Genomic DNA, 21772 nt, shown 5'->3' with positions numbered 1-21772 from the left:
GCTTTTCTTTTACCGTCTCTGAATTTTGTGTTAAAATAGGAAGAATGAGAAATAATACGCATATCCTTAAGAATATAATTTGATGAAAGAACAGGTGCTAATAATAATGAAACCTTTAATATATGATTTTACTTTAGAAGAATTGCAGCAGTGGGCAAAGGACAACGGAGAACCGGCTTTCCGCGGGGGACAGATCTTTGACTGGCTCTACGTCAAGCGGGTTAATGATTTTGAATCGATGAGCAACCTGTCCAAGGCGCTGCGTGCAAAGCTGGATGAACAGTTCAGAATCAACGCCCTGACTGAAATTACGAAGCTGGAGTCCAAGGACGGAACAGTGAAATTCCTGTTTGGCCTGCATGATGATCATGCAATCGAAACAGTTATTATGAAACACAATTACGGTAACAGCGTATGTGTTACGACTCAGGTAGGCTGCCGGATCGGATGTACGTTCTGCGCCTCCACGCTGGGCGGACTGAAGCGCGACCTGACTGCCGGTGAAATTGTTGCCCAGGTGGTCCGCTCCCAGCAAATTCTGGATACCCGGGGCGAGCGTGTCAGCAGTATCGTAATTATGGGTACAGGCGAGCCGTTCGAGAACTACGATGCTACCATGAGATTCCTGCGGCTGATGATCCATGAAAAGGGGCTGAATATCGGACAACGGCACATAACTGTCTCTACAAGCGGTATTGTACCGAACATCTACAAATTCGCCGACGAAGACACCCAGATCAATCTGGCGATTTCTATCCATGCGCCTAATGATGCGCTGCGCTCCAAGCTGATGCCGGTTAACCGGCGTTACCCGTTTGATGATGTAATTGAATCACTGCGTTACTATCAGGCCAAGACAGGCCGCCGCATCAGCTTTGAATATGCTCTTATCGGCGGGGTTAATGACCAGCCCGAGCATGCCAAGGAACTGGCCGGTGTTCTCAAGACGATGCTGTGCCACGTAAACCTGATTCCGGTTAACCATGTGCCGGAGCGCAAGTACGTGCGGACTTCCCGAAATGATATTTTTGAATTTCAGCGTATCCTGGCCGACCATGGCGTGAACGTTACAATCCGCCGTGAGCAGGGCCATGATATTGCGGCCGCATGCGGACAGCTGCGCGCCAAACATATGGAGTTGGGGTGAGGATATTTGATCAGAACAGTTCATGCCAGCGATGTCGGACGGTACGTACCGTCAATGAGGATTCGGTCTGGATAGGCGCTACGCGCCACGGTTATACCCTTGGTATTATCGCCGATGGGATGGGGGGACATCTGGCCGGAGATACGGCCAGCCGGCTAGCTCTGGAGACCATGCGTAACACGCTGGACGATCTGCCGCCTGATAAGGCGGGCGGAGAGCTCAGTGAAGCATTGTCTTCCGCAATCATTGCGGCCAACCGTACGGTCTTTATTGAGTCATCCCGTGATGAGAAGTACCATAACATGGGGACTACTGTCGTTGCGGCTTTGCTTAACGGGGCTGAAGGTTATATCGGCCATATCGGGGACAGCAGAGCTTATTTAATCAAAGACAGTGCCGCGATTCAGTTAACCGAGGATCATACTCTGGTCAATGAGCTGTTCAAAAACGGCCAGATCAGTCTGGAGGAACTCGGCAGTCATCCGCGCCGTAATGTGCTGCTCAGGGCATTGGGAACGGATGCCGAGGTACAGGCGGATGTGGCTCCTGTAAGCCTTGCTCCAGGTGAGCTGCTGCTGCTGTGCAGTGACGGCTTGAGCAATTTTGTCAGCCAGGAGCATCTGGGCAAGGTCGCGGGCATCCATGAGATCCCTTTAGAGGAAAGAGCGGACCGCTTACTTCAACTGGCATTGCTTGCCGGTGGCGGCGATAATATCAGCGTCGCTATGTTAGAACATCAAGGAGAGGCCGCTGTGCCCGAGACAAAGGAGTGGAATAGATGATCGGTCACGAATTGGGCGGCCGTTACCAAGTCATCGAGCGGATCGGGGGAGGCGGCATGGCGCTTGTATACAGAGCCCATGACATCCTGCTTAACCGGAACGTCGCCATAAAAGTACTAAGAAACCAGTTTGTGCATGATGAGGAGTTCATCCGCCGCTTCCGGCGCGAGGCGCAGTCGGCAGCTTCCTTGTCGCATCCCAACGTGGTCAGCATCTACGATGTAGGCCAGGAAGAGGATGTGCATTATATTGTTATGGAATATGTGGAAGGCAAGAACCTGAACGAGATTATCAAAGAACGGGCACCGCTTCAGGTAGATGAAGCCATAAGGATCGCATCCCAGATTTGCGATGCGCTGGATCATGCTCATCAGAACCAGATCATCCACCGGGATATCAAGCCTCATAACATTCTGATCGGCCGTAACGGAAGGGTCAAAGTAACAGATTTCGGAATTGCCCGTGCGGTTACTTCAACCACCATAACGCAGACAGGCTCAGTAGTCGGCTCAGTGCACTACTTTTCACCGGAGCATGCCAAGGGGGTAACGACCGGGGAGAAATCCGATCTGTATTCACTCGGCATTGTACTCTACCAGATGTTGACTGGTGTGCTGCCTTTTTTGGGCGAAAGCCCGATCAGTGTAGCGCTCAAACATCTGCAGGAGGAATTTGAGGAGCCGCGTGTGCTGAATCCCCTGATTCCTCAGAGCGTTGAGAATGTAATCCTGCGTTCCATGCGCAAAAATCCGGACGAGCGCTATCAGTCAGCTAAGCAGATGCTTCATGATCTGGAGACCTGCCTGCAGCCGGAACGGCGCAGTGAGGCCAAGGCATCATTTCATGATGACGATGATGAAGAACGGACCCGGATTATTCCGGCAATCAAGCCGATCCAGCACACACTGGGCAGCCGCAGCGGAGGCGGAGAGGACCGGATGCGCCGGATTGAGGATGATGAGGACGTTCCGGTCCAGCCGAAAGGGAAGCGGAAATGGGGCATGCCGGCATTATGGGTCGGCTTAACGCTGCTCCTGCTGATTGCAATGGGCAGTGTTGCCTGGTATGTCAGGTCACAGCTGGTTGTTGCAGAAGTAACTGTGCCTAATGTAACTAACCATTCGCTTGAAGAGGCGACTGCAATGCTCGATGAAATCGGGCTTATAGTGGAAGACCCGGTAGTGCAGCAGTACAATCCTAACTTTGGCGAGAATGTCGTCTGGGAGCAGAATAAGAAGGAAGGCACTGTGGTCAAGGAAGGCACTCACATTATTCTTACGGTTAGTACGGCCAAGCCAACTTCGAACGTGCCGAAGCTTACCGGCGGAACTTATGAGGATGCTGTAAAAGCACTGGTGGCGGATGGTGTGGACCAAAGCCGGATCAGCCAGGACCCGCGGTTCAGCGAAGACTTTCCTGAAGGCCAGGTTATCGGCTCCGAGCCGGCTGAAGGCAGTGAGTATGATCCGGATACAGCCTCGTTTGTTATATTTGTCAGCAAAGGCCAGGAGAGCAAGCCGATGCCTGACCTGACGAACAAGACACAGAATGAAGCCAAAGCCATCCTGGAAGAGATGGGGCTGGTTCTGGATGAAGTCAGCGAGGATACCAGCTATTCCATCGAAAAAGGAAAAATTACAAAGCAGTGGCCTTATGAGCAAGGGGATCTGGTATCCCCGGGCGATAAGATTTCTGTGTCATTAAGTACCGGATACCCGCCGGAAGCGCTGAATTATACGTTCAATGTGCCGGTGGCACCATCCAGTGAAGGCAAAAAGACCAAAATCCGGATTGTTTATTCCGATGCACGCAATGACGGTGAGCCTCAGGAATGGGGAACACGGACAATTGCCAAGACTCAGGTGCTGTCCGTGAATCTGGTTCTTGCACCTAATAAGGACGGGGCGGTTTCCATTTATCAGGACGGTGAATATATCGAGGCCTTTGAAGTCCGTTATTCAGATGCGAAGAATGGTACGGTACAGCAGCCAGAGCCGCCTGCAACCCAGACGCCTGAGCCGACCGTTGCGCCGACCCAGGCACCGCCTGATCCGACAATCGAGCCGGAGATTCTGCCGCCGGATTCCGGGGAAGGTGAGAATACGGGTGAGGTTGACCAGACTGGATTTCTGAGTGAGAAAGCGGTCCAGGGCAAGCAGGCCGGGAATGGTAAAGGTGCCGGGAACGGTAATAATAAGGACAAGAGCAAAGACCATTAACAGATATAAGCAGCAGTCATTCCTGTACAACAGGGCCGGCTGCGGCAGCAGAGTGACCCGGGTTGAATTTAAGCTTGGGTCATTTGCGCAAAATCAGGAGAGGAAGGCTCATTATGTATGCCTGAAGGTATAATCATTAAAGCGCTGAGCGGCTATTATTACGTGAAGCCGCTGCATGAAGGAAATATTGTGACAGAAGAAGAGGCAGTTCAGTGCAGAGGCCGGGGGATCCTGAAGAAAAAAGGGACTTCACCGCTAGTAGGCGACCGTATTATTTATATTCTGACTGAGAACGGCGAGGGGATGGTTGACGAAATCCTCCCCCGCGAATCCGAGCTGATCCGGCCGCCGGTTGCCAATGTCAAGCTGGCCGTTCTGCTGTTTTCTGTTCGTGAGCCGGATATGAATCTGAATCTGCTGGATAAATTTCTGGTACATATCGAGCACTCCGGACTGGAGCCGTTGATTGTACTGACCAAGCAGGACCTGGCTGAGGATGACGGGCAGGCAACGGCCCAGGTGAAGGAGCTGTATGAAAAAATCGGCTACGAGGTACTGGTCACCAGTTCCCTTAACGGCTCAGCAGCGAGGAGCTGCGAACGAGACTGGCCGGGGTAATCAGTGTGTTCTCCGGACAGTCTGGTGTCGGCAAATCAACACTGCTGAACCGGCTTGTACCCAGCCTTGAGCTGGAGACAGGTGAAATCAGCATGCGTCTGGGCCGCGGGCGCCATACGACCCGTCATGTCGAGCTGATCGATATCGGGAGCGGGGGATTCGTAGCGGATACTCCCGGCTTCAGCCAGCTGGATTTCCTGGAGCTGGGAGTGGAGGAGCTGTCCGTCTGCTTCCGGGAGTTCGCTTCTTATGCGGAGAGCTGCAAGTTTCGCGGCTGCAGCCATCTGCATGAGCCGGGCTGCAAGGTTATAGAGGCCTGGCAGGCCGGAGAAATTGCGGACAGCCGCTACGAGCATTACAAGCTGTTTTATAATGAGATGAAGGACAAGAAACGGAGGTACTAACTTATGATCTTACTAGCCCCATCCATTTTATCCGCTGATTTTGCTGCCCTCGGTGCTGAGGTTGCCGTTGCTGAGGCCAGCGGCGGAGACTGGATACATGTTGATGTAATGGACGGCCACTTTGTGCCGAATATTACACTCGGCCCTCCGATTGTCAAAGCAGTAAAAGCACATACGTCTTTACCACTTGATGTTCATTTGATGATTGAACACCCGGAACGATATATCGCGGACTTTGCTGCTGCCGGCGCCTCCGTTATTACTGTGCATGCAGAAGCATGTGTTCATCTTCACCGGGTAATCCATCAGATTAAAGAGCTCGGATTGATGGCCGGTGTAGCCATCAACCCGGCAACACCGGCTTCGGCTGTGCGTGAAGTGCTTGAGGATGTAGACATGGTGCTGGTAATGACGGTAAATCCGGGCTTCGGCGGACAAGCTTTTATACCGAATACCCTGCGTAAAATCCGGCAGATCCGTGAATGGGCTGCTGAAATCAATCATCCTAATTTGCGGATCGAGGTGGACGGCGGGATAGCAGAGGATACAGCAGGACTGGTGGCTGAGGCAGGCGCAGATGTGCTGGTTGCCGGCAATGCCGTATTTGGACGTCCTGACCGTGCAGCCGCCATACAGGCCATCCGGGAGGCTGCAGAGGCTGCAGTCCGATAGTCCAACTGAAGCAAGCATTAAGGGGATTAACCGATAAAGGTTATAGGCCAAGTTATGGCCGCATAAATATGGTTACATGAGCAGAAATCTCATGTAGCCTTTTTTTGTACTTCAAGGGAGGTCTGCACCTCGTCAGGGTTATATGAGTAATATGAAATCCGGGTAGTCTCCTACCGTACGGCAACAATTGATGGGAGGGTTAATAATGAAATTTTACACGTTTAAGCTGCCAAGATTTTTGGGAGGTTTTGTTAAAGCAATCTTGAACACGTTTCAGAAGAGCTGAGTTTATAACAGAACAGAAAACATGAAAAAAAGCACCTTACGAATGTAAAGGGTGCTTTTTGCTTCATTCATATGAAAGATCCTGGAAAAATTCCAAGACTAAACGCGCTCAACTTTACCGGCTTTCAAAGCACGGGTGCTGACGTACACGCGTTTCGGTTTGCCGTTCACAAGAATGCGGACCTTCTGAACGTTAACTCCCCAAGAACGACGGTTGCGGTTGTTAGCGTGAGACACGTGGTTACCGCTGCTCGGCTTCTTGCCAGTTACTGCACATTTGCGGGACATAGATTACACCTCCTTGTTACTTACACCTGCATAAAACAATACTTAAATATAATATCACAGCAAAATTTGCTTCGTCAACCAATTCAAAAACATTTATTTCTTTTAGCTCTTATAGTACAATATAAATTAGTGCATTATGTCCAGTTAATCATCGAATTGATTAGGCATGAAGTTAGGAAGGGGAATTCTCATTGAGTAAGCGTTCTATAAACGGAGCAGATTTTACCGCAATGGTACTTGCCGGCGCGGAGAAGCTGCAGCAGCATGCAGAGCACGTCAATTCCTTGAATGTATTTCCGGTACCGGATGGAGATACAGGAACAAATATGAATCTGACGATGACCGCAGGTGCGAACGAATTGAAAAAGAATAATACCGCCTCGGTCGGTCAATGTGCAGGAGTACTATCCAAAGGCCTGTTGATGGGCGCACGGGGGAACTCCGGCGTTATTTTGTCACAGCTGTTCAGAGGTCTTGGACGCTACGCCGCCCAATATGATGAGCTGAACACGCAGCAGTTCGCAGCAGCGCTGCAGACCGGTGTGGATACAGCCTACAAAGCAGTGGTCAAGCCTGTAGAAGGCACCATTCTTACCGTTGCCAAAGAAGCAGCCAGACATGCCGTCTATTTTGCGCGCCGTACTACCGATATTACGGAGCTGATGACGGAAGTGTTGGCCAAAGCCAAAGAAGCGCTGGCTAATACCCCGGAGCTGCTGCCTGTTCTGAAGCAGGTCGGCGTAGTGGATTCCGGCGGACAGGGTCTGGTCTACATTTATGAAGGATTCCATCAGTATCTGACCAGCGGAAGCACGGCTGTGCAGCACACTGTACAGGGACAAGCTCCCGCATCTGCCGCAGCGGCGCCTGTGCTGACCAAGCCGGTAAATGTACCTTCATCTGTGCAGTCCTCTGCCCAATCCCAGCTTCATACGGAAGATATTGAGTTCTTATATGATATGGAGTTTTTCATTAACCGCCAGCTTGGCGGTACCGGCGCAAATTTCGATGAAGAAAAATTCCGGAAAGCGTTATCAGTCAACGGCGACTCGATTATCGTCATTTCCGATGACGAAACCATTAAGGTTCATGTGCATTCGAAGACTCCGGGTGATGTGCTTAACCTCGCGCTGCTGTACGGGGAAATTACCCAGATTCATATCCTGAACATGCGTGAGCAGCATCGTGACCTGCTGACGGCCGGAATGGATATTGCGCCAATGCCTGAGCTGTTCGCCGAGATTCCGAAGGAGCACAGCACGGTGCAGGCACCTGCGGTTCCTCCGGCTGATGACCTCGCTCCTTACGGCTTCATTGCTGTATCATCCGGAGACGGCATTTCCGAGATTTTTAAAAGTCTTGGTGTCGATGTCGTGCTGGCTGGCGGTCAGACGATGAATCCGAGCACCGAGGACTTTGTAAATGCTATTTCCTCGATCTCTGCCAAGCATGTATATCTTTTGCCGAATAACTCTAATATCGTCCTTGCAGCACAGCAGGCCAAAGATCTGCTTGAAGGCGAACGTGAGGTTACTGTTATTCCAAGCAAGAGTATTCCGCAAGGGATTGCAGCAGCGTTTGCCTTCCAGGAAGACGATGCCGTTGAGACCAATACAGAAAGCATGCTGGAAGCCATCTCCCAGGTGAAATCTGGACAGGTAACCAATGCGGTCCGGGATACGGTTATAGAAGAGCTTGAGATCAAATCCGGACAATTCATCGGGATTTCCAATTCGAAGATTGTAGCAGCATCCGACGAATTGCTGGCGGCAAGCCAGGCGCTGCTTGCTACAATGCTGGTTAATGGTGATGAGATTGTCACTGTGTTAACCGGCGCTGAAGCTGATGAAGAGATTACAGAATCGCTTGTCAGCTGGCTTGAGGAAACTTATCCGCAGGTCGAAGTGGAAGTACACGAAGGCGGACAGCCGCTGTACTACTATCTTTTCTCTGTAGAGCCATAGGTTGATATTATAGTTTGGGGAGGAAATCCATGAATCGTACGGTTATTGTCACAGACAGCACATCAGATATCCCGCCGTCATTGGCGGAGGCATACGGCATTGAGGTCGTGCCGCTAACGCTAATGTTCGGCGAACAGGCTTTCCGGGATAATCTGGATATGACACCGGAGCAATTCTATGAGCGTCTTCCCCGCTCACAGCAGCTGCCGACAACCTCGCAGCCGTCACCGGTCGAGTACATGAATGTGTACCGCAGCATTATGGAGCGCTATCCGGACAGCCCGGTTCTGTCCTTTCATATTTCATCCGGGCTAAGCGGAACCTATCAGTCCGCAGTGCTTGCCAAGTCGATGCTTGAGGAGGAAGGGAACCATATCACAGTTGTGGATTCGCTGTCCGCTTCCTATGGCTTCGGGTTCATGGTAGTAGCTGCAGGCCGGATGGCTGCGGAAGGCAAAGGGCCGGCTGAAATACTGGACGTCGTTGAGAAGCTGCGGCAGTCCCGCAAGCTGTACTTTCTGGTCGATACGCTTGAATATTTGCAGAAGGGCGGCAGAATCGGGAAAGCATCCGCTTTTCTCGGCACCCTGCTGAATATAAAGCCGATTCTTTCGATTGATGACGAAGGGATTATCTATGCGGTGGAGAAGGTCAGGGGCCGCAAAAAGGCGGTTGCCCGGATGATCGAGCTGTTCAAGAACGATCTGCCGGGTATACACAAAATCAACGTGGCCGTGGGTCATACGGCGGAACCGGCTTACGGCGAAGAATTTCTGAATGAATTGGCCGGGCATTTCACTCTGCAAGAGAAGGTGCTGACCAATATTGGTCCGGTCGTAGGCAGCCATGTCGGCAACGGGACGCTAGCCGTGTTCATTGGCCCGCGTAAATAGGGGATGAATAAGCTGCTATCACTTGATCAAATTGAAGTCAAACAAATAAATGGCGTGAGCGCTCAAAAGCAAAGCGAGCTTCACGCCTTTGGCGTCTTTACAGTTAAGGATTTGTTGGAATATTATCCGTTCCGCTATGAGGATTACCGGCCGAAGTCGCTGAGTGAGGTCAAGCATGGCGATAAAGCAACCCTGATTGCCAAAGTGATCGGTATTCCGGTATTGCAGCGGTACGGGGGGAAGTCGAGGATCAGCTGTAAAATGGTGGCTGAGCCTTGGATGTTCACGGCTACCTGGTTCAATCAGCCCTATGTCCGCGAACAGCTGACTGCAGGCCGAGAGATTGTCATCTCCGGCAAATGGGATCAGAAGCGCAGCCAGATCACGGTATCGAATTATGAATTCCCGGACCGCGGTGAGGGCAAGACCGGGACACTGCAGCCGGTTTATTCGGTAGGGGGCAAGATCACCCAGACTTGGCTGCGCAAGGTGATCAATCAGGGGATGCAGCAGTACGGCGAGCTGATACCGGAGATTCTGCCTCAGGTCATCATGCGTAAATATGATTTTATGCCGCGCAAAAAGGCTATTGCCACGATTCACCAGCCTGAGGATACCCGGGAAGGCCAGCAGGGACGGCGCCGGATGGTCTATGAGGAGCTGTTCCTGTTCCAGCTGAAGGTTCAGGCGTTCCGGGTGCTGAATCAGGGCAGAATGGATGGAGTGCGGCATACAGTTGACAATGCGACCGTGCGTCAATTCGTTCGCAGCCTGCCGTTTGAGCTGACAGATGCCCAAAAGCATGTAGAACTGGAGATCCTGCAGGATATGCGCTCCGCTTCCTGTATGAACCGGCTGCTGCAGGGAGATGTAGGCTCCGGTAAAACGGTACTCGCTGCCATTGCACTGTATGCTTCCGTTAAATCGGGATTTCAAGGGGCGCTTATGGTGCCGACCGAAATTCTCGCAGAGCAGCATATGCGTTCCCTCACAAGGATGTTTGAGCCATTCGGCATTACGGTCGGACTGCTGACGGGCAGCGTCAGCGGCCGCAAGCGCAAGGATTTGCTGGCTTCCTTGCAAATGGGGATGCTTGATATTGTGGTAGGAACCCATGCATTGATCCAGGAGGATGTGTTCTTCCGTGAGCTGGGCCTGGTTGTGACGGACGAGCAGCACCGCTTTGGCGTTAACCAGCGAAGCATCCTCCGGCGTAAGGGTTATAATCCTGATGTGCTTACGATGACGGCAACACCCATACCCCGCACGCTGGCCATAACCGTGTTCGGCGATATGGATGTGTCCACATTGTCAGAGCGCCCCAAAGGGCGTGTGCCGATTACTACTTACTGGGTCAAGCATGATCTGATGGAGCGGGTGCTGAAGCTGGTGAACCGCGAGGTGGATCTGGGCAGACAGGCCTATCTGATCTGCCCGCTGATCGAGGAGTCGGAGAAGCTGGATGTGCAGAATGCGATTGATCTTCATGTCCAGATGTCACAGGCCTTTCCAAATTACCGGGTTGGCCTGCTGCACGGCAGGATGACTCCGGCGGAGAAGGACGAAGTGATGCGCGCTTTCTACAGCAATGAAATCCAGCTCCTCGTCTCCACTACAGTGGTAGAGGTTGGCGTTGATGTTCCCAATGCGACTCTTATGATTATTATGGATGCTGACCGGTTCGGATTGTCACAGCTGCATCAGCTGCGCGGGCGGGTCGGACGCGGCCAGCATGCTTCGTATTGCGTGCTGGTGGCAGATCCGAAATCCGAAATCGGCCGGGAACGGATGACAGCCATGACGGATACCGATGACGGATTTGAGGTTTCACGCCGCGACCTGGAGCTGCGAGGGCCGGGTGATTTCTTCGGAACGAAGCAGAGCGGCCTGCCGGAATTCCGGCTGGCGGATATGACCGCAGATTTCGAAGTGCTGGAGCAGGCGCGTGATGATGCCGCTATGCTGCTAAAGGACACCACCTTCTGGACCTCGGCTGATTATGCGGCGCTGCGCAGTTACTTACAGGCTGAGCAGATATTCCAGGGGGAAATCATCGATTAAATAGGCACATGCGGCGGCCTGCCCTCATATACTGTGAATGATTGGATATGACGGGAGGTGCTGCATTTGGGTTATCAGCAATATGGAATCAGTCCCCAGCTGGTGGAGCGCATCAAGCTGAAGATGAAGAATCCGGCTGTGAAGGAACGGATCAAGAACATGATTAACGGCGTTTCCAAGCAGGAACTGCAGGATACTGCAGTAGTCCGCAGGCTTGTACGGAATGCTGCGGCAGTGCTTAACGAGAAGCTTACCGGAGCGCAGGAAGAGCAGATTGTGAAGTTTGTCATCGCCCAGAAAATTGATCCGAATAACACATTTCACCTTATCCGCCTGTGGGGAATGTTCCGCTGAGCCGTTAGGAATGCCGTGGTATCAAGAACAACAAAAAGACGTTTCCGCAAAGAGCTGCGGGAACGTCTTTTTGTCATAGATAAGCTGAACCTTGCTAGGTATTTAGCTGATTTTGCGTCTCACCCAATCAGTAATGCTGTCCGGCTGATTGCTGGTCACGGTAATTTTGCTGTCCTGGTCAAAGGAACGGACGATGGAGGTAAGAGCATCTTCCTCAAGCTTACTCGCCAGACAGAACAGTACGCCGGGCTGGATCAACTTGGCATCCCTCTTGAGCGAGTGCTGGAGTGCCTTGCGAATCTCCTCACAGCGGCTGCTGGTGATCCAGACGCCCTGGAGCGGGATAGGCCGCGCAGGGAGAAGCGGACCCCCTCAAAGGCGAGCAGATAAGCGATAATACTGTACATCGCCTGATCCCAGCCGAACAGCATGCCTCCGGCAAGCAGAATGCAGCAGTTAAACAGCATGATGACCACTTCGGCTGACTTGGCGGGACCGCCGTCAGTTAACAGAAAGCCCTGCTCTCTGGCATTGCCGGAAAGTCCGCCTGAACGGATCATTATGCCGATTCCCAGACCAAGGCAGAGTCCTCCGGCAACAGCAGCAATCAACGGATCAGCGGAAACTGCCGGAAAATGGTGCAGCGCCAGGGAGCCGATTGTCAGACAGAACAAGCCAAGCAAGGTATAGAGTGCAAAGCGCAGGTTAATCTGCCTGCGAGACAACAGAATAAACGGCAGATTGAACAGAAACAGAAACAGGCCAAGCCGCATTTCGGTAAGATGGGCCAGCAGGGCTGATAAGCCGGCGATACCGCCAAGCACCAGCTTGTGCGGCATCAGGAACAGCTCAAGTCCCACTGCAGCCAGCAGGCCTCCGCAAATCACACAGAGGATACGGATCAGCTTGGTACGGGCAGGGGCCGGAAGTCCATGACCAAAAGGTTGATTCATCCAAGGGTTCCTCCTTCGGCAGGGAAACTGTATTTAATGCCGCCGAAGCGGCAGATCGGTAAGGTTAGTGTAAAGAGGCAGTCTGACAGTTGGATGAAGTGTACAATTCAACATAATTGGATGTATATTTAAGCGGCCTGAGCAGCCGCCGTTTCAAACGGTTGTAGAACAGCGGATACAGCAGGACGAAGCAGACAGGCAGCCCCGTGTCCTGAGGGACAGGCAAAGGGTTTCCATGATGAGCACTGCGCATAATCGGCACCGATTTCGGCAAAGGCCCATGTAATCGGGCTGGCTGTGTCATTTTATGCTCATCAATGTGCGGATATTGCTCAGGCTCGGCACTGCTGACCGCTCCGGTTGAGGCTGTGAGCGTCATGAGAAGCAGAAGCGGAGCCAGCGCTGCACGGAGCCAGACTGTAAGCGGTTTAGCTGCTAAATATGCCATCTTGGAAACACCTCCTTGCTGTATCTTGTAGTTTAAGCATACCATATGTTTAGTGACAGAACCAATTGAATAACGGGTTTTGAAACCGCTAAAGTGCCGGAAAAACGAACTAGCACCAGTAAATAAGTGTTTCTGAGAGTAAAAGGGGATTTCAAATAATTTTTTTGCCAAAGATGCGCTTAATCCACCCGGGATGGAATATTTACAGGCTTGCCATTTTCCGGAACCGCATAAAAAACCAGCAGTGGCTCCGATTAAACGGTCCATCCGCTGGTTTATTATTAGCATCGCATATAAAGTGCTGTTTACAGCACACGCTGCATGTGAAGGATGACGTTATGCCAATAGCCGGTATCAAGCTCGCTGATCTGCACACCGGGTTCGCCCCAGGTATGAATGAATTTTCCGTCACCGATATAAATGCCAACATGGCCGGGAACAGCGTCACTCTCAAAGCGTCCGGGAACGGTGAAAAAAATCAGGTCTCCAACTTTAAGTTCATCACGGCTTACCCGCCGGCCTTTATTATCCTGATCCCGCGCTAGACGCGGCAGCTCTACATCGAACTTCCTGAATACGTGGCGGGTAAAAGAGGAGCAGTCAAATTTCTTGGTCTCCTCGTAAGAGCCTGCTCCAAAATCATAAGGAACGCCGAGGAATTTTTTGGCGTAGGCAACAAGCTCACCGGTATCGACATCAGAAGCACTCTGAATCCGGAGTGTATTGGCCGTACCCTGACCGGATGTTTTGCCATTTATAAGGCCGTCATCTTTGTCGGTCGGAGCAGCAATATTGATCTCGCCTGTAGTCGGATTCCAGCCTACTTCGGTCTGCAGCAGCTTTGATAAAGAAGTCGGCGTAATATAGATCTGGCCGTCCCGGCGGATTGGGGCATCCGGCAAGGTTACTTTGTCGCCAAGCGAGAATACCTGGGCAGAATTCGGCTTCAGCATATACATTACATCGGTATATCCTATTTTAGCGAAGCCCCCGCTGGAGGTGTCATCCTTCATCCGGTATCCCAGGGCGGCGGCAGCAGGTTTCAACGGAATCCAGAATTTCCCCTGATCGTCCTTAACATAAGATTTTTCGTAATAACTGCCGGCAAAAGAGCCGGAAGGTGTGATGGAGTTAGCCTTGGGCTTCTGATCGTTTTGATAATACCCGCATGCACTGCCTGTGAGGGATAGCGCAATTAAAAGTGCGGCTGCTGCAGATTTTTTGTATATTGTTCTTTTCATATGTCACGCTCCATCTTCAAACTGTATCTTCAGTTTGTGCAAAACGACGGCTTTTATAAGAATGAACTTACTGGATTCGCTTCCTGTTCCTACATGGTGCACACATTTCGGAAGAACCTGCTGACATTGTGCGCATTTTGTAATATCTGGATTGCTGATTAACGATTGACGGATAAACAACCTACATATAATATAAGTTTAATAGATTTGCTGTATTTGATGGGAGATTCGTGTAAGCTATTGCTTTAATGCTTTTAAAGATGAAAGCGATAATGCTGAGTCGCTCACTTTGATACACGCGCTGATACCGTAAACAGAAAAGGGGATATCTGATGAAAAAATCGAAACTTTGGGCCGGTCTGGGCCTGTGCCTGATGCTGGTTGCAGCGGGCTGCGGAAACAACAATGCGGTTAACACGGGATCAACGAATAGCGGCAATGCAACGGCTGCAACGGAGGCACCTGCCAATGCGGGTACTGATGATGCCAAATCTTACAAAATTGCGATCTCACAGTATGTAGAGCATCCGTCACTGGATGCAACTCGCGAGGGCTTCCTGGCAGCACTGAAGGACGCTGGAATTGTAGAAGGTGAGAACCTGACGGTGGATCTGCAGAACGCCCAGGCAGACCAGGCGAATAACCTTTCAGTTGCCCAGAAGATTGCCGGAGACAAAAATGATCTTGTCCTGGGAATTGCAACGCCTTCCGCCCAGGCACTTGTACAGAATGTGAAGGATACACCAATTCTGTTCGCAGCTGTAACTGATCCGCTGGATGCCAAGATTGTGAGCGACCTCGAGCATCCCGGCGGCAACGTCTCGGGTGCGTCGGATACTAATCCAGAGGCTATTACACGGCTGATGAATTTTATCGCTACCCAGTTCCCTGATGTCAAGAAGCTCGGGCTGATCATCAATGAAGGCGAACCGAACGCTGTGGTCATGGCTGGTATTGCTAAGGAAGAGCTGGACAAGCACGGCATCGAGCTCGTGAAGGCGGCAATTACAAACACTTCCGAAGTGAAGCAGGCCGCAGAATCCCTGGTTGGCCGTGTAGATGCATTCTACATCACTCTGGATAACTCAGTTGTAAGCGGTGTGGATGCCATTATCCAGACGGCAAACGACAACAAGCTGCCGTTCTTCTCAGCTGACCGCGACACCGTTGAGAAAGGCGCTTTTGCGACAGTAGGCTTCAAGTATTATGACCATGGCTACCAGGTTGGTGAAATGGCTGCAGACGTACTGAAGAACGGCACAAGCCCTGGTGATATGAAGGTGTCCATGCAGGAGAAGCTGGATCTGATTCTTAACCTCAAGGCAGCAGCAGCCCAAGGAATTGAAGTAACAGATGCTATGAAGGCTGAAGTGGCCGATCAGGGGAACAACATCATTCAATAAGAGCCATACATTATTATGGGGCGATCCCGGACGGGACGCCCCTTGCCGCTTGAGGGAGGAAGTCACCTATGTATAATTCAATGCTCGGAGCCCTGGAAATGGGCCTCTTGTACGCGTTTATGGCTCTAGGGGTATATATTACGTTCCGGATTCTTGATTTTCCGGATTTGACTGTAGATGGAAGCTTTACAACCGGCGGGGCAATTGCTGCCGTCATGATTACGAACGGTTCTGCGCCTTGGCTCGCTACCCTGTGTGCGCTTGGCGGCGGTATGGTTGCCGGGATGTGTACAGGATTGCTGCACACCAAGGGCAAGATCAACGGTCTGCTGTCGGGGATTCTCATGATGATTGCGCTTTATTCAATCAACCTGCGGATTCTGGGCAAGCCGAACGTTTCGCTGATGGGTGAAGATACCTTGTTCAGCTCTATTAATCCGCTGCTCGTTATGCCGTTTGTTGTTATACTGGTCAAGATTCTGATGGACCTGTTCCTGCGGACAGATCTTGGACTTGCCCTGCGGGCAACCGGTGACAACGCGCGGATGATCCGCAGCTTCGGTGTTAATACAGATACTACGACTATTCTCGGCATCAGTCTGTCGAACGGCATGGTTGCACTCTCCGGTGCATTGATTGCCCAGTATTCTACTTTTGCCGATTCTTCTATGGGTATTGGTATGATTGTTATCGGCCTTGCTTCGGTTATTATCGGGGAAGCTATCTTTGGGGCCGGAAGCGTCTTCCGGGCTACGCTTGCTGCTGTTCTCGGCTCGATCGTATACCGTATCGTTGTAGCGCTTGCGCTCCGGGTGCCATGGCTTGAAGCCTCGGATCTGAAGCTGATTACCGCCATTATCGTTATAATTGCCTTGCTGTTCCCTTCAATCCAGCGGTATCTGAAGACGAAGAGCACCGCACGCAAACGTACGGCAGAGCTTGCAGAGCAGGCTCTGCGTAGCAAGAAAGGGGGAGCAGCCAATGCTAAAGCTTGATAATGTCTCCAAGCTGTTCAATCCTGGCACCCCGGATGAGAAGATTGCCCTGCTTGGAATAGACCTGGAGCTGCGGGCCGGTGATTTTGTAACCATCATCGGCAGTAACGGCGCAGGCAAATCTACCTTGATGAATATTATTTCCGGCGTGATGAAGCCCGATCTGGGTGAAGCGCGGATCGAAGGGAACTCCATCAGCCATCTTCCGGAGTTCCAGCGGGCCCGCTGGATCGGCCGGGTCTTCCAGGACCCGATGGCCGGTACAGCCCCGCATATGACGATTGAAGAGAATCTCGCGATGGCCTATAAGCGCGGACAGAGCCGCGGCCTGGCCTTCGGAGTGAATGCGGCCAGACGTAATGTGTTCCGTGAACAATTGAGCCGTCTAGGCATTGGTCTTGAGAACCGCCTGCGGGCCAAGGTAGGGCTGCTGTCCGGCGGTGAGCGGCAGGCGCTCAGCCTGCTGATGGCGACCTTTACACAGCCGCAGATCCTGCTGCTGGACGAGCATACGGCAGCGCTTGACCCAGCCCGTGCTGATCTGATCACCAAGCTCACAGAAACCATTGTACGGGAAATGAACCTGACGACACTGATGGTCACTCATAACATGGAGCAGGCGATCCGTCTCGGCAACCGGCTGATCATGATGGATAAAGGTTCAATCATTCTGGATATCGACGAATCACGGAAGAAGGATTTGACCGTTGAGCGCCTGCTGGGTGAATTTGAAACCATCAGCGGGCACAAGCTGGCAGATGACCGGATGATGCTGGGATAAAGATTACAGACAGATTATCCTCGGAAGTTTGGAGATAAAGACTTGAACACAGTTAAGCAATGACCTTTGACTGTGGCTCAAGTCTTTTTGTTCTATATGAAGTTTTCTAACCTGTGTTGACTGTTTCAGATATTGGAATACAATGGACTAGTGCCCATCGGCATGATTATGAAGGAGGCGGTGCCAATGGAAGCTCTAACACAACGGACAGAAATTAGAGGGATAATGCCTAGTCGTCCATAAACTGCATAGTTCCCTCTCGGATGAGGTTATCATATATGCAGCATCATATTTACAAAATGACAGACTACAGTGACACCCAGCTTGAGCTGGTCCGCAGTCTGGAACGAACGTGCAAGACGGCTGACAGCTCAAGTCTGCGGGTAGGTGTTGAAAGCCTGAAGGAAACCGGTGGTGATGAAGCCTATCTTAGCCTGAGCGGCGGCCAGTTAACCGGATTTCTCAGCTGGTATACTTCAGACGGCATAGAAGCTAATATTAATGCGATGGTTCATCCGGACTTCCGGCGACAGGACATCTTCCGCAGACTGCTGCAGCAAGCCGCGGGCGATATGCGCATACAGGGAGTGGCGACCTGCCGGATTCGGGTTCCCGCGGACTCAGAGCCGGGGATTCAAGCCACGCTTGAATTTGGAGCAGAGTTTGCAACTGCCCAGTATACGATGATGCTGAACCGCAGGGAGATAACTGAAGCCAGTCAGTCAGCTGCTCAAGTGCATCATTTGGTTATCCGCCGCGAAGAGACCCGGGATGCAGGCTTCATGATAGCGTGCCTCTCGCAAGCCTTTGGTGATCCCGAGGAATGGACGCGCAGCTACCTGGCACATACCGCAGCTCCGGACCGGATAACCTATATTGCTGAATCCGGCTCTGAACCAGCCGGAATGATCCGGATTCATTATCAGGGGCATGCGCTGGCCGTTATCCATGATTTTTGTGTCTTGCCTTCGCAGCAGGGCAAAGGAATCGGCGGGCAAATGTTATCCGCAGTCGTCAATCTTCTTAAACAGCAGGCAGAGCTGATGGTTCGGCTGAGCGTAGTTACTGATAACATCCAGGCCTTGAAGCTATACGGGAATTCCGGTTTTGAAATAACCGCTGAGTCGCATTACTATGTGATCCCGTTAAGCCGGTTAAGCTGAATACGAGAACACCAACGACCGCTGCAGGTTTATCCTGCGCGGTCCATTTCTTTGTACTGCGCCACATTCATCATTCCGAATAGAGGATGAGGATATGTTTGCGTTTACAGCCTGCTGCTGATCTTTCTAATGGTATCCAGACTAATAGCATAAGTCAAAATCAAGAGAACCCGGTTCATTTCCGTGAATGCGAGGTAAAGGTTAGGGAAAGAACAACAACAGGAGGGAACATAACAATGGCTGAGCTTAAATTAGCAGGTAAAGTAGCGGTTGTAACCGGCGGAGGTTCAGGTATCGGTAAAGCTTCTGTTCTGGAATTTGCCAGAAACGGCGCCAAGGTCATTTTGCTGGACCGTACACCTGATAATGCCGAAAAAGTAAAACGGCAGGTAGAAGAAGCGGGCGGAGAGGCCCTTGTAATTGAATGTGATATTGAACAGCCGCAGCAGGTAAAAGAAGCAATCGATCAGGCAGCAGCGACATGGGGTCGGCTGGATATTGTGTTCGCAAATGCCGGAATTAACGGGGCTATGGCACCTATTGAAACGATGGAGATGGAGGACTGGGATCAGACCATTCATATCAATCTGCGGGGGACGTTCGCAACCGTAAAATATGCGATACCGCATCTTAAGGAGAAGGGCGGCAGTATTCTGATTAACAGTTCGATTAACGGAAACCGGGTCTTCTCCAATATCGGGTTCTCGGCTTACAGCACCACGAAGGCGGGCCAGGTTGCTTTTATGAAAATGGCGGCCCTTGAGCTGGCACAGTACAAGATCAGAGTCAATGCCATTTGTCCCGGAGCCATCAAGACTAATATTGATGATAACACCTATCCGTCTGAGGATCTGAAGGAAGTGCAGATTCCGGTGGATTTCCCTGAGGGTGATCAGCCGCTGGAGGAAGGGCCGGGACGTCCGGACCAGGTGGCCAAGCTTGCGTTGTTCCTCGCTTCGAACGATTCCGATCATATTACTGGAACAGAAATTTATTGTGACGGTGCCGAATCGCTGTTGCACGGCTGACCATTCTATAGGGGCACTGACCGGCATAACCTGTAAAGAATAGTTCCTTTTCCGAAGAAACGGATTCCATCACCGGCAATGCTGCAGCTGCCTCTAACGGGTTAATGCGGTATGCGGCAGAGCGGCATTCGTTTCTTCTTCTTTTTTAATTTGTCATCAGCCTGGCATCCGTTTTAAGGTATACTGTTTCTATCTGTTTTTTTAGAGGAGGAGCCATGAGTATTGATCTTCATACAGAATCAATTGTAAAACTGCTGGTGGCCATGCTGTTCGGGCTGTTCATCGGCATCGACCGGCAATTGAAGCAGAAACCGCTGGGGATCCGGACCAGCATGGTTATCAGCATCGCGAGCTGTCTGGTGACACTTGTCTCCATTCACGCCTATGACAAGTTTGGCGGGGCGGAACATCCTACGATGGATCCGATGCGTCTGGCAGCACAGATCGTCAGCGGGATCGGTTTTTTAGGAGCCGGTGTGATTTTGCGCAGAGGTGGAGATGCCATTTCGGGCCTGACCTCAGCGGCGCTAATCTGGACTGCCTCGGGGATCGGAATTGCAGTAGGTGCAGGCTTTTACCTGGAGGCGGGGTATGCGGTAGTACTGCTTATGTTCGCTGTGAACGCAGTTCCGCTGCTGATTAAGGCAATCGCCCGGAGGTGCTTAACAAGCATGAAATCTCCGTCAAAATCATTATGGAGCCTAACTACGTGCTGACTGAGGTCATTCAGAAAATCGAGGGACGTCCTATGACGGAGCAGCGTAAAACACGTAAACCGGGCCGGGCCATCCGCAGGATGAAAATCAAGGATCTGGATGACGGCAGACAGCTGATCGATATGGTTTTGTCTGCGCCTGATCATGATTATGCGACTGAAATCTATTACGATGTGAAAAAAATAGAGCATGTCATGAGCGTCGAAGTGGAACAATTGTAAAAATGCCATGTTACCGCTTCCGCAGATGTGTTAATCTATCTAAGAGAGTCATTTTGAGATTATGGAAGGGAGAAAGAATGTACAATGTCGATTACTGCTTATGAAGGCCAATTTGAAGGGGAAGCTGCGGTCTGGCTGAAGGCCGGACGTTATGAGGCGGCAATCCTGCCGCATATCGGGGGCAATCTGATCTGCTTCCGCGATACCGAGAATGGTTACCGTTTCCTGCATGAGCCGGGTGCGGAGGAGATGGAGGCATTCAAGGCCAGTCCGGGGATTCATGGGATTCCGGTGCTGTTTCCTCCAAACCGTTATGAAGACGGCGAATTCCCTTTTAACGGGCAGACCTACCACCTTCCGGTGAACGAGACGGCGACCGGCAACCATCTGCATGGTTTTTTACATACGGCTGCCTGGGAAGTTGAGGAATTTGGCGCCGGCAAAAACGAGAGCTTCGTAACAGTTGCCATCAAGGTGGATGAGAACCATCCTTCTTATCAGTATCTGCCGTTCAAATATACCGTTAAGCTGCGCTATACGCTTGGTGAAGGCGGTTTGTCCCAGCACCTGCAGGTGCACAATGACGGTGAAGAGCTGATGCCTTGTCTGCTGGCCTTCCATACCGCCATTAATGCGCCGTTTGCGCCCGGAAGTACACCTCAGGATTACAAGGTGAAGCTGACGATCGGCGAACGCTGGGAGCTTAACGAGCGTATGCTGCCTACAGGTGCTTACCAGGAACTGACTGCGGACGAAATTGCCCTGCGTGATGAAGGCCTGTACCCGTTCTATGCGCCAATGGACAACCATTATACTGCGGTGGCCCAGAATGGCCGTAACCGGATGGAGCTTACAGACAGCAAGTCTGGTGTAACGCTCGTTTACGATGTAGGAACATCGTACAAGCAGTGGATGATCTGGAACAACGGGGCAACCGAGGGCTTCTTCTGCCCTGAACCGCAGATTAACCTCGTGAATGCGCCGAAGGTTGATCTTCCGGCGATCAAATCGGGCTGTTCAGTCTGGCACCGGGAGAATTCTGGGAAGAGACCGGCCGACTGTATGTAAAATAATAGGGTTAAGCGGGGCTAATGCCGCGTGTATTGAAAAGGTTAAAATAGGGCGGGAAGTAGCTG

Annotated in this window: 20 protein-coding genes and 3 pseudogenes; 18 read left to right on the top strand and 5 right to left on the bottom strand. The window is 51.5% G+C overall.

All coding sequences use genetic code 11. The features are described from left to right. Positions 1 to 106 precede the first annotated feature (106 nt). From rlmN to spoVM, 6 genes and pseudogenes are all read left to right on the top strand, one after another. Entirely contained in the window at positions 107 to 1147 is a 1041-nt protein-coding gene (gene rlmN / locus AWJ19_RS23455; RefSeq protein ID WP_068727527.1) for a 23S rRNA (adenine(2503)-C(2))-methyltransferase RlmN, read from the top strand. A gap of 6 nt (positions 1148 to 1153) precedes the next feature. Further along, a pseudogene (locus AWJ19_RS23450) lies at positions 1154 to 1929 on the top strand (Stp1/IreP family PP2C-type Ser/Thr phosphatase). Further along, on the top strand, positions 1926 to 4148 hold the full coding sequence (gene pknB / locus AWJ19_RS23445) for a Stk1 family PASTA domain-containing Ser/Thr kinase (RefSeq protein ID WP_068727525.1): 2223 nt from the start codon (positions 1926 to 1928) through the stop codon (positions 4146 to 4148). The pseudogene AWJ19_RS23450 and the gene pknB overlap by 4 nt, the downstream one beginning before the upstream one ends. A 117-nt stretch (positions 4149 to 4265) precedes the next feature. Then, positions 4266 to 5170 (top strand): annotated as a pseudogene (rsgA, locus tag AWJ19_RS23440) (ribosome small subunit-dependent GTPase A). Positions 5171 to 5173: 3 nt separating this feature from the next. Continuing rightward, on the top strand, positions 5174 to 5842 hold the full coding sequence (gene rpe, locus AWJ19_RS23435) for a ribulose-phosphate 3-epimerase (protein ID WP_068727523.1): 669 nt from the start codon (positions 5174 to 5176) through the stop codon (positions 5840 to 5842). 205 nt (positions 5843 to 6047) lie between these two features. Then, positions 6048 to 6128, top strand: coding sequence for a stage V sporulation protein SpoVM (spoVM, locus tag AWJ19_RS23430; protein ID WP_020431362.1), 81 nt, complete (start codon positions 6048 to 6050; stop codon positions 6126 to 6128). Between the two features lie 98 nt (positions 6129 to 6226). On the opposite strand, the gene rpmB is transcribed toward spoVM, so the two are convergent. Further along, the gene (rpmB, locus tag AWJ19_RS23425) at positions 6227 to 6415 is read right to left on the bottom strand and encodes a 50S ribosomal protein L28 (protein WP_036686205.1); all 189 of its coding nucleotides are present in this window, start codon (positions 6413 to 6415) and stop codon (positions 6227 to 6229) included. Positions 6416 to 6606: 191 nt separating this feature from the next. On the opposite strand from rpmB, the gene AWJ19_RS23420 reads away from it, so the two are divergent. From AWJ19_RS23420 to AWJ19_RS23405, 4 genes are all read left to right on the top strand, one after another. Continuing rightward, entirely contained in the window at positions 6607 to 8379 is a 1773-nt protein-coding gene (locus AWJ19_RS23420; RefSeq protein WP_068727522.1) for a DAK2 domain-containing protein, read from the top strand. 29 nt (positions 8380 to 8408) lie between these two features. Beyond that, a complete protein-coding gene (locus tag AWJ19_RS23415) occupies positions 8409 to 9272 on the top strand; it encodes a DegV family protein (protein ID WP_068727521.1) in 864 nt (287 codons plus the stop codon). 3 nt (positions 9273 to 9275) lie between these two features. Then, positions 9276 to 11333, top strand: a complete 2058-nt coding sequence (recG, locus tag AWJ19_RS23410; RefSeq protein ID WP_068727519.1) for an ATP-dependent DNA helicase RecG — start codon at positions 9276 to 9278, stop codon at positions 11331 to 11333. A gap of 66 nt (positions 11334 to 11399) precedes the next feature. Further along, the gene (locus tag AWJ19_RS23405) at positions 11400 to 11687 is read left to right on the top strand and encodes a stage VI sporulation protein F (RefSeq protein ID WP_068727517.1); all 288 of its coding nucleotides are present in this window, start codon (positions 11400 to 11402) and stop codon (positions 11685 to 11687) included. Positions 11688 to 11789: 102 nt separating this feature from the next. Here AWJ19_RS23405 and AWJ19_RS35380 read toward each other — a convergent pair whose 3' ends face one another. The 4 genes from AWJ19_RS35380 to AWJ19_RS23390 form a co-directional block, all read right to left on the bottom strand. Further along, positions 11790 to 11945 (bottom strand): hypothetical protein, encoded by a 156-nt coding sequence (locus AWJ19_RS35380; RefSeq protein WP_157890077.1) that lies wholly within the window; start codon positions 11943 to 11945, stop codon positions 11790 to 11792. Continuing rightward, the gene (locus AWJ19_RS23400) at positions 11942 to 12640 is read right to left on the bottom strand and encodes a YitT family protein (protein ID WP_068727515.1); all 699 of its coding nucleotides are present in this window, start codon (positions 12638 to 12640) and stop codon (positions 11942 to 11944) included. Before AWJ19_RS23400 ends, AWJ19_RS35380 begins: the two co-directional genes overlap by 4 nt. 64 nt (positions 12641 to 12704) lie before the next feature. Further along, on the bottom strand, positions 12705 to 13088 hold the full coding sequence (locus AWJ19_RS23395; protein ID WP_068727512.1) for a hypothetical protein: 384 nt from the start codon (positions 13086 to 13088) through the stop codon (positions 12705 to 12707). 305 nt (positions 13089 to 13393) lie between these two features. Beyond that, positions 13394 to 14329: a C40 family peptidase gene (locus AWJ19_RS23390; RefSeq protein WP_068727510.1), complete on the bottom strand. Its 936-nt coding sequence runs from the start codon at positions 14327 to 14329 to the stop codon at positions 13394 to 13396. Between the two features lie 332 nt (positions 14330 to 14661). On the opposite strand from AWJ19_RS23390, the gene AWJ19_RS23385 reads away from it, so the two are divergent. From AWJ19_RS23385 to AWJ19_RS23355, 8 genes and pseudogenes are all read left to right on the top strand, one after another. After that, a complete protein-coding gene (locus tag AWJ19_RS23385) occupies positions 14662 to 15732 on the top strand; it encodes an ABC transporter substrate-binding protein (RefSeq protein ID WP_068727509.1) in 1071 nt (356 codons plus the stop codon). Between the two features lie 68 nt (positions 15733 to 15800). After that, the gene (locus tag AWJ19_RS23380) at positions 15801 to 16727 is read left to right on the top strand and encodes an ABC transporter permease (protein ID WP_068727508.1); all 927 of its coding nucleotides are present in this window, start codon (positions 15801 to 15803) and stop codon (positions 16725 to 16727) included. Beyond that, positions 16714 to 17508, top strand: coding sequence for an ABC transporter ATP-binding protein (locus AWJ19_RS23375; RefSeq protein ID WP_068727507.1), 795 nt, complete (start codon positions 16714 to 16716; stop codon positions 17506 to 17508). The genes AWJ19_RS23380 and AWJ19_RS23375 overlap by 14 nt, the downstream gene beginning before the upstream one ends. A gap of 278 nt (positions 17509 to 17786) precedes the next feature. Beyond that, a complete protein-coding gene (locus AWJ19_RS23370) occupies positions 17787 to 18671 on the top strand; it encodes a GNAT family N-acetyltransferase (protein WP_068727505.1) in 885 nt (294 codons plus the stop codon). Between the two features lie 236 nt (positions 18672 to 18907). Further along, on the top strand, positions 18908 to 19699 hold the full coding sequence (locus AWJ19_RS23365; protein ID WP_068727503.1) for an SDR family NAD(P)-dependent oxidoreductase: 792 nt from the start codon (positions 18908 to 18910) through the stop codon (positions 19697 to 19699). Between the two features lie 215 nt (positions 19700 to 19914). After that, complete coding sequence (locus AWJ19_RS23360; RefSeq protein WP_347231145.1) at positions 19915 to 20415, top strand: MgtC/SapB family protein; 501 nt, start codon at positions 19915 to 19917, stop codon at positions 20413 to 20415. Then, positions 20409 to 20636, top strand: coding sequence for a hypothetical protein (locus AWJ19_RS37675; RefSeq protein ID WP_347231144.1), 228 nt, complete (start codon positions 20409 to 20411; stop codon positions 20634 to 20636). Before AWJ19_RS23360 ends, AWJ19_RS37675 begins: the two co-directional genes overlap by 7 nt. An 84-nt stretch (positions 20637 to 20720) precedes the next feature. Next, positions 20721 to 21709: pseudogene (locus AWJ19_RS23355) on the top strand (aldose 1-epimerase). The last annotated feature ends 63 nt before the right edge of the window (positions 21710 to 21772 follow it).

It is taken from the genome of Paenibacillus sp. DMB5, from assembly GCF_001517085.1.
GTDB lineage: Bacteria > Bacillota > Bacilli > Paenibacillales > Paenibacillaceae > Paenibacillus_AQ.
Note: the sequence above shows the minus strand (reverse complement) of the source record. Positions and strands in the feature narration are given on the sequence as shown.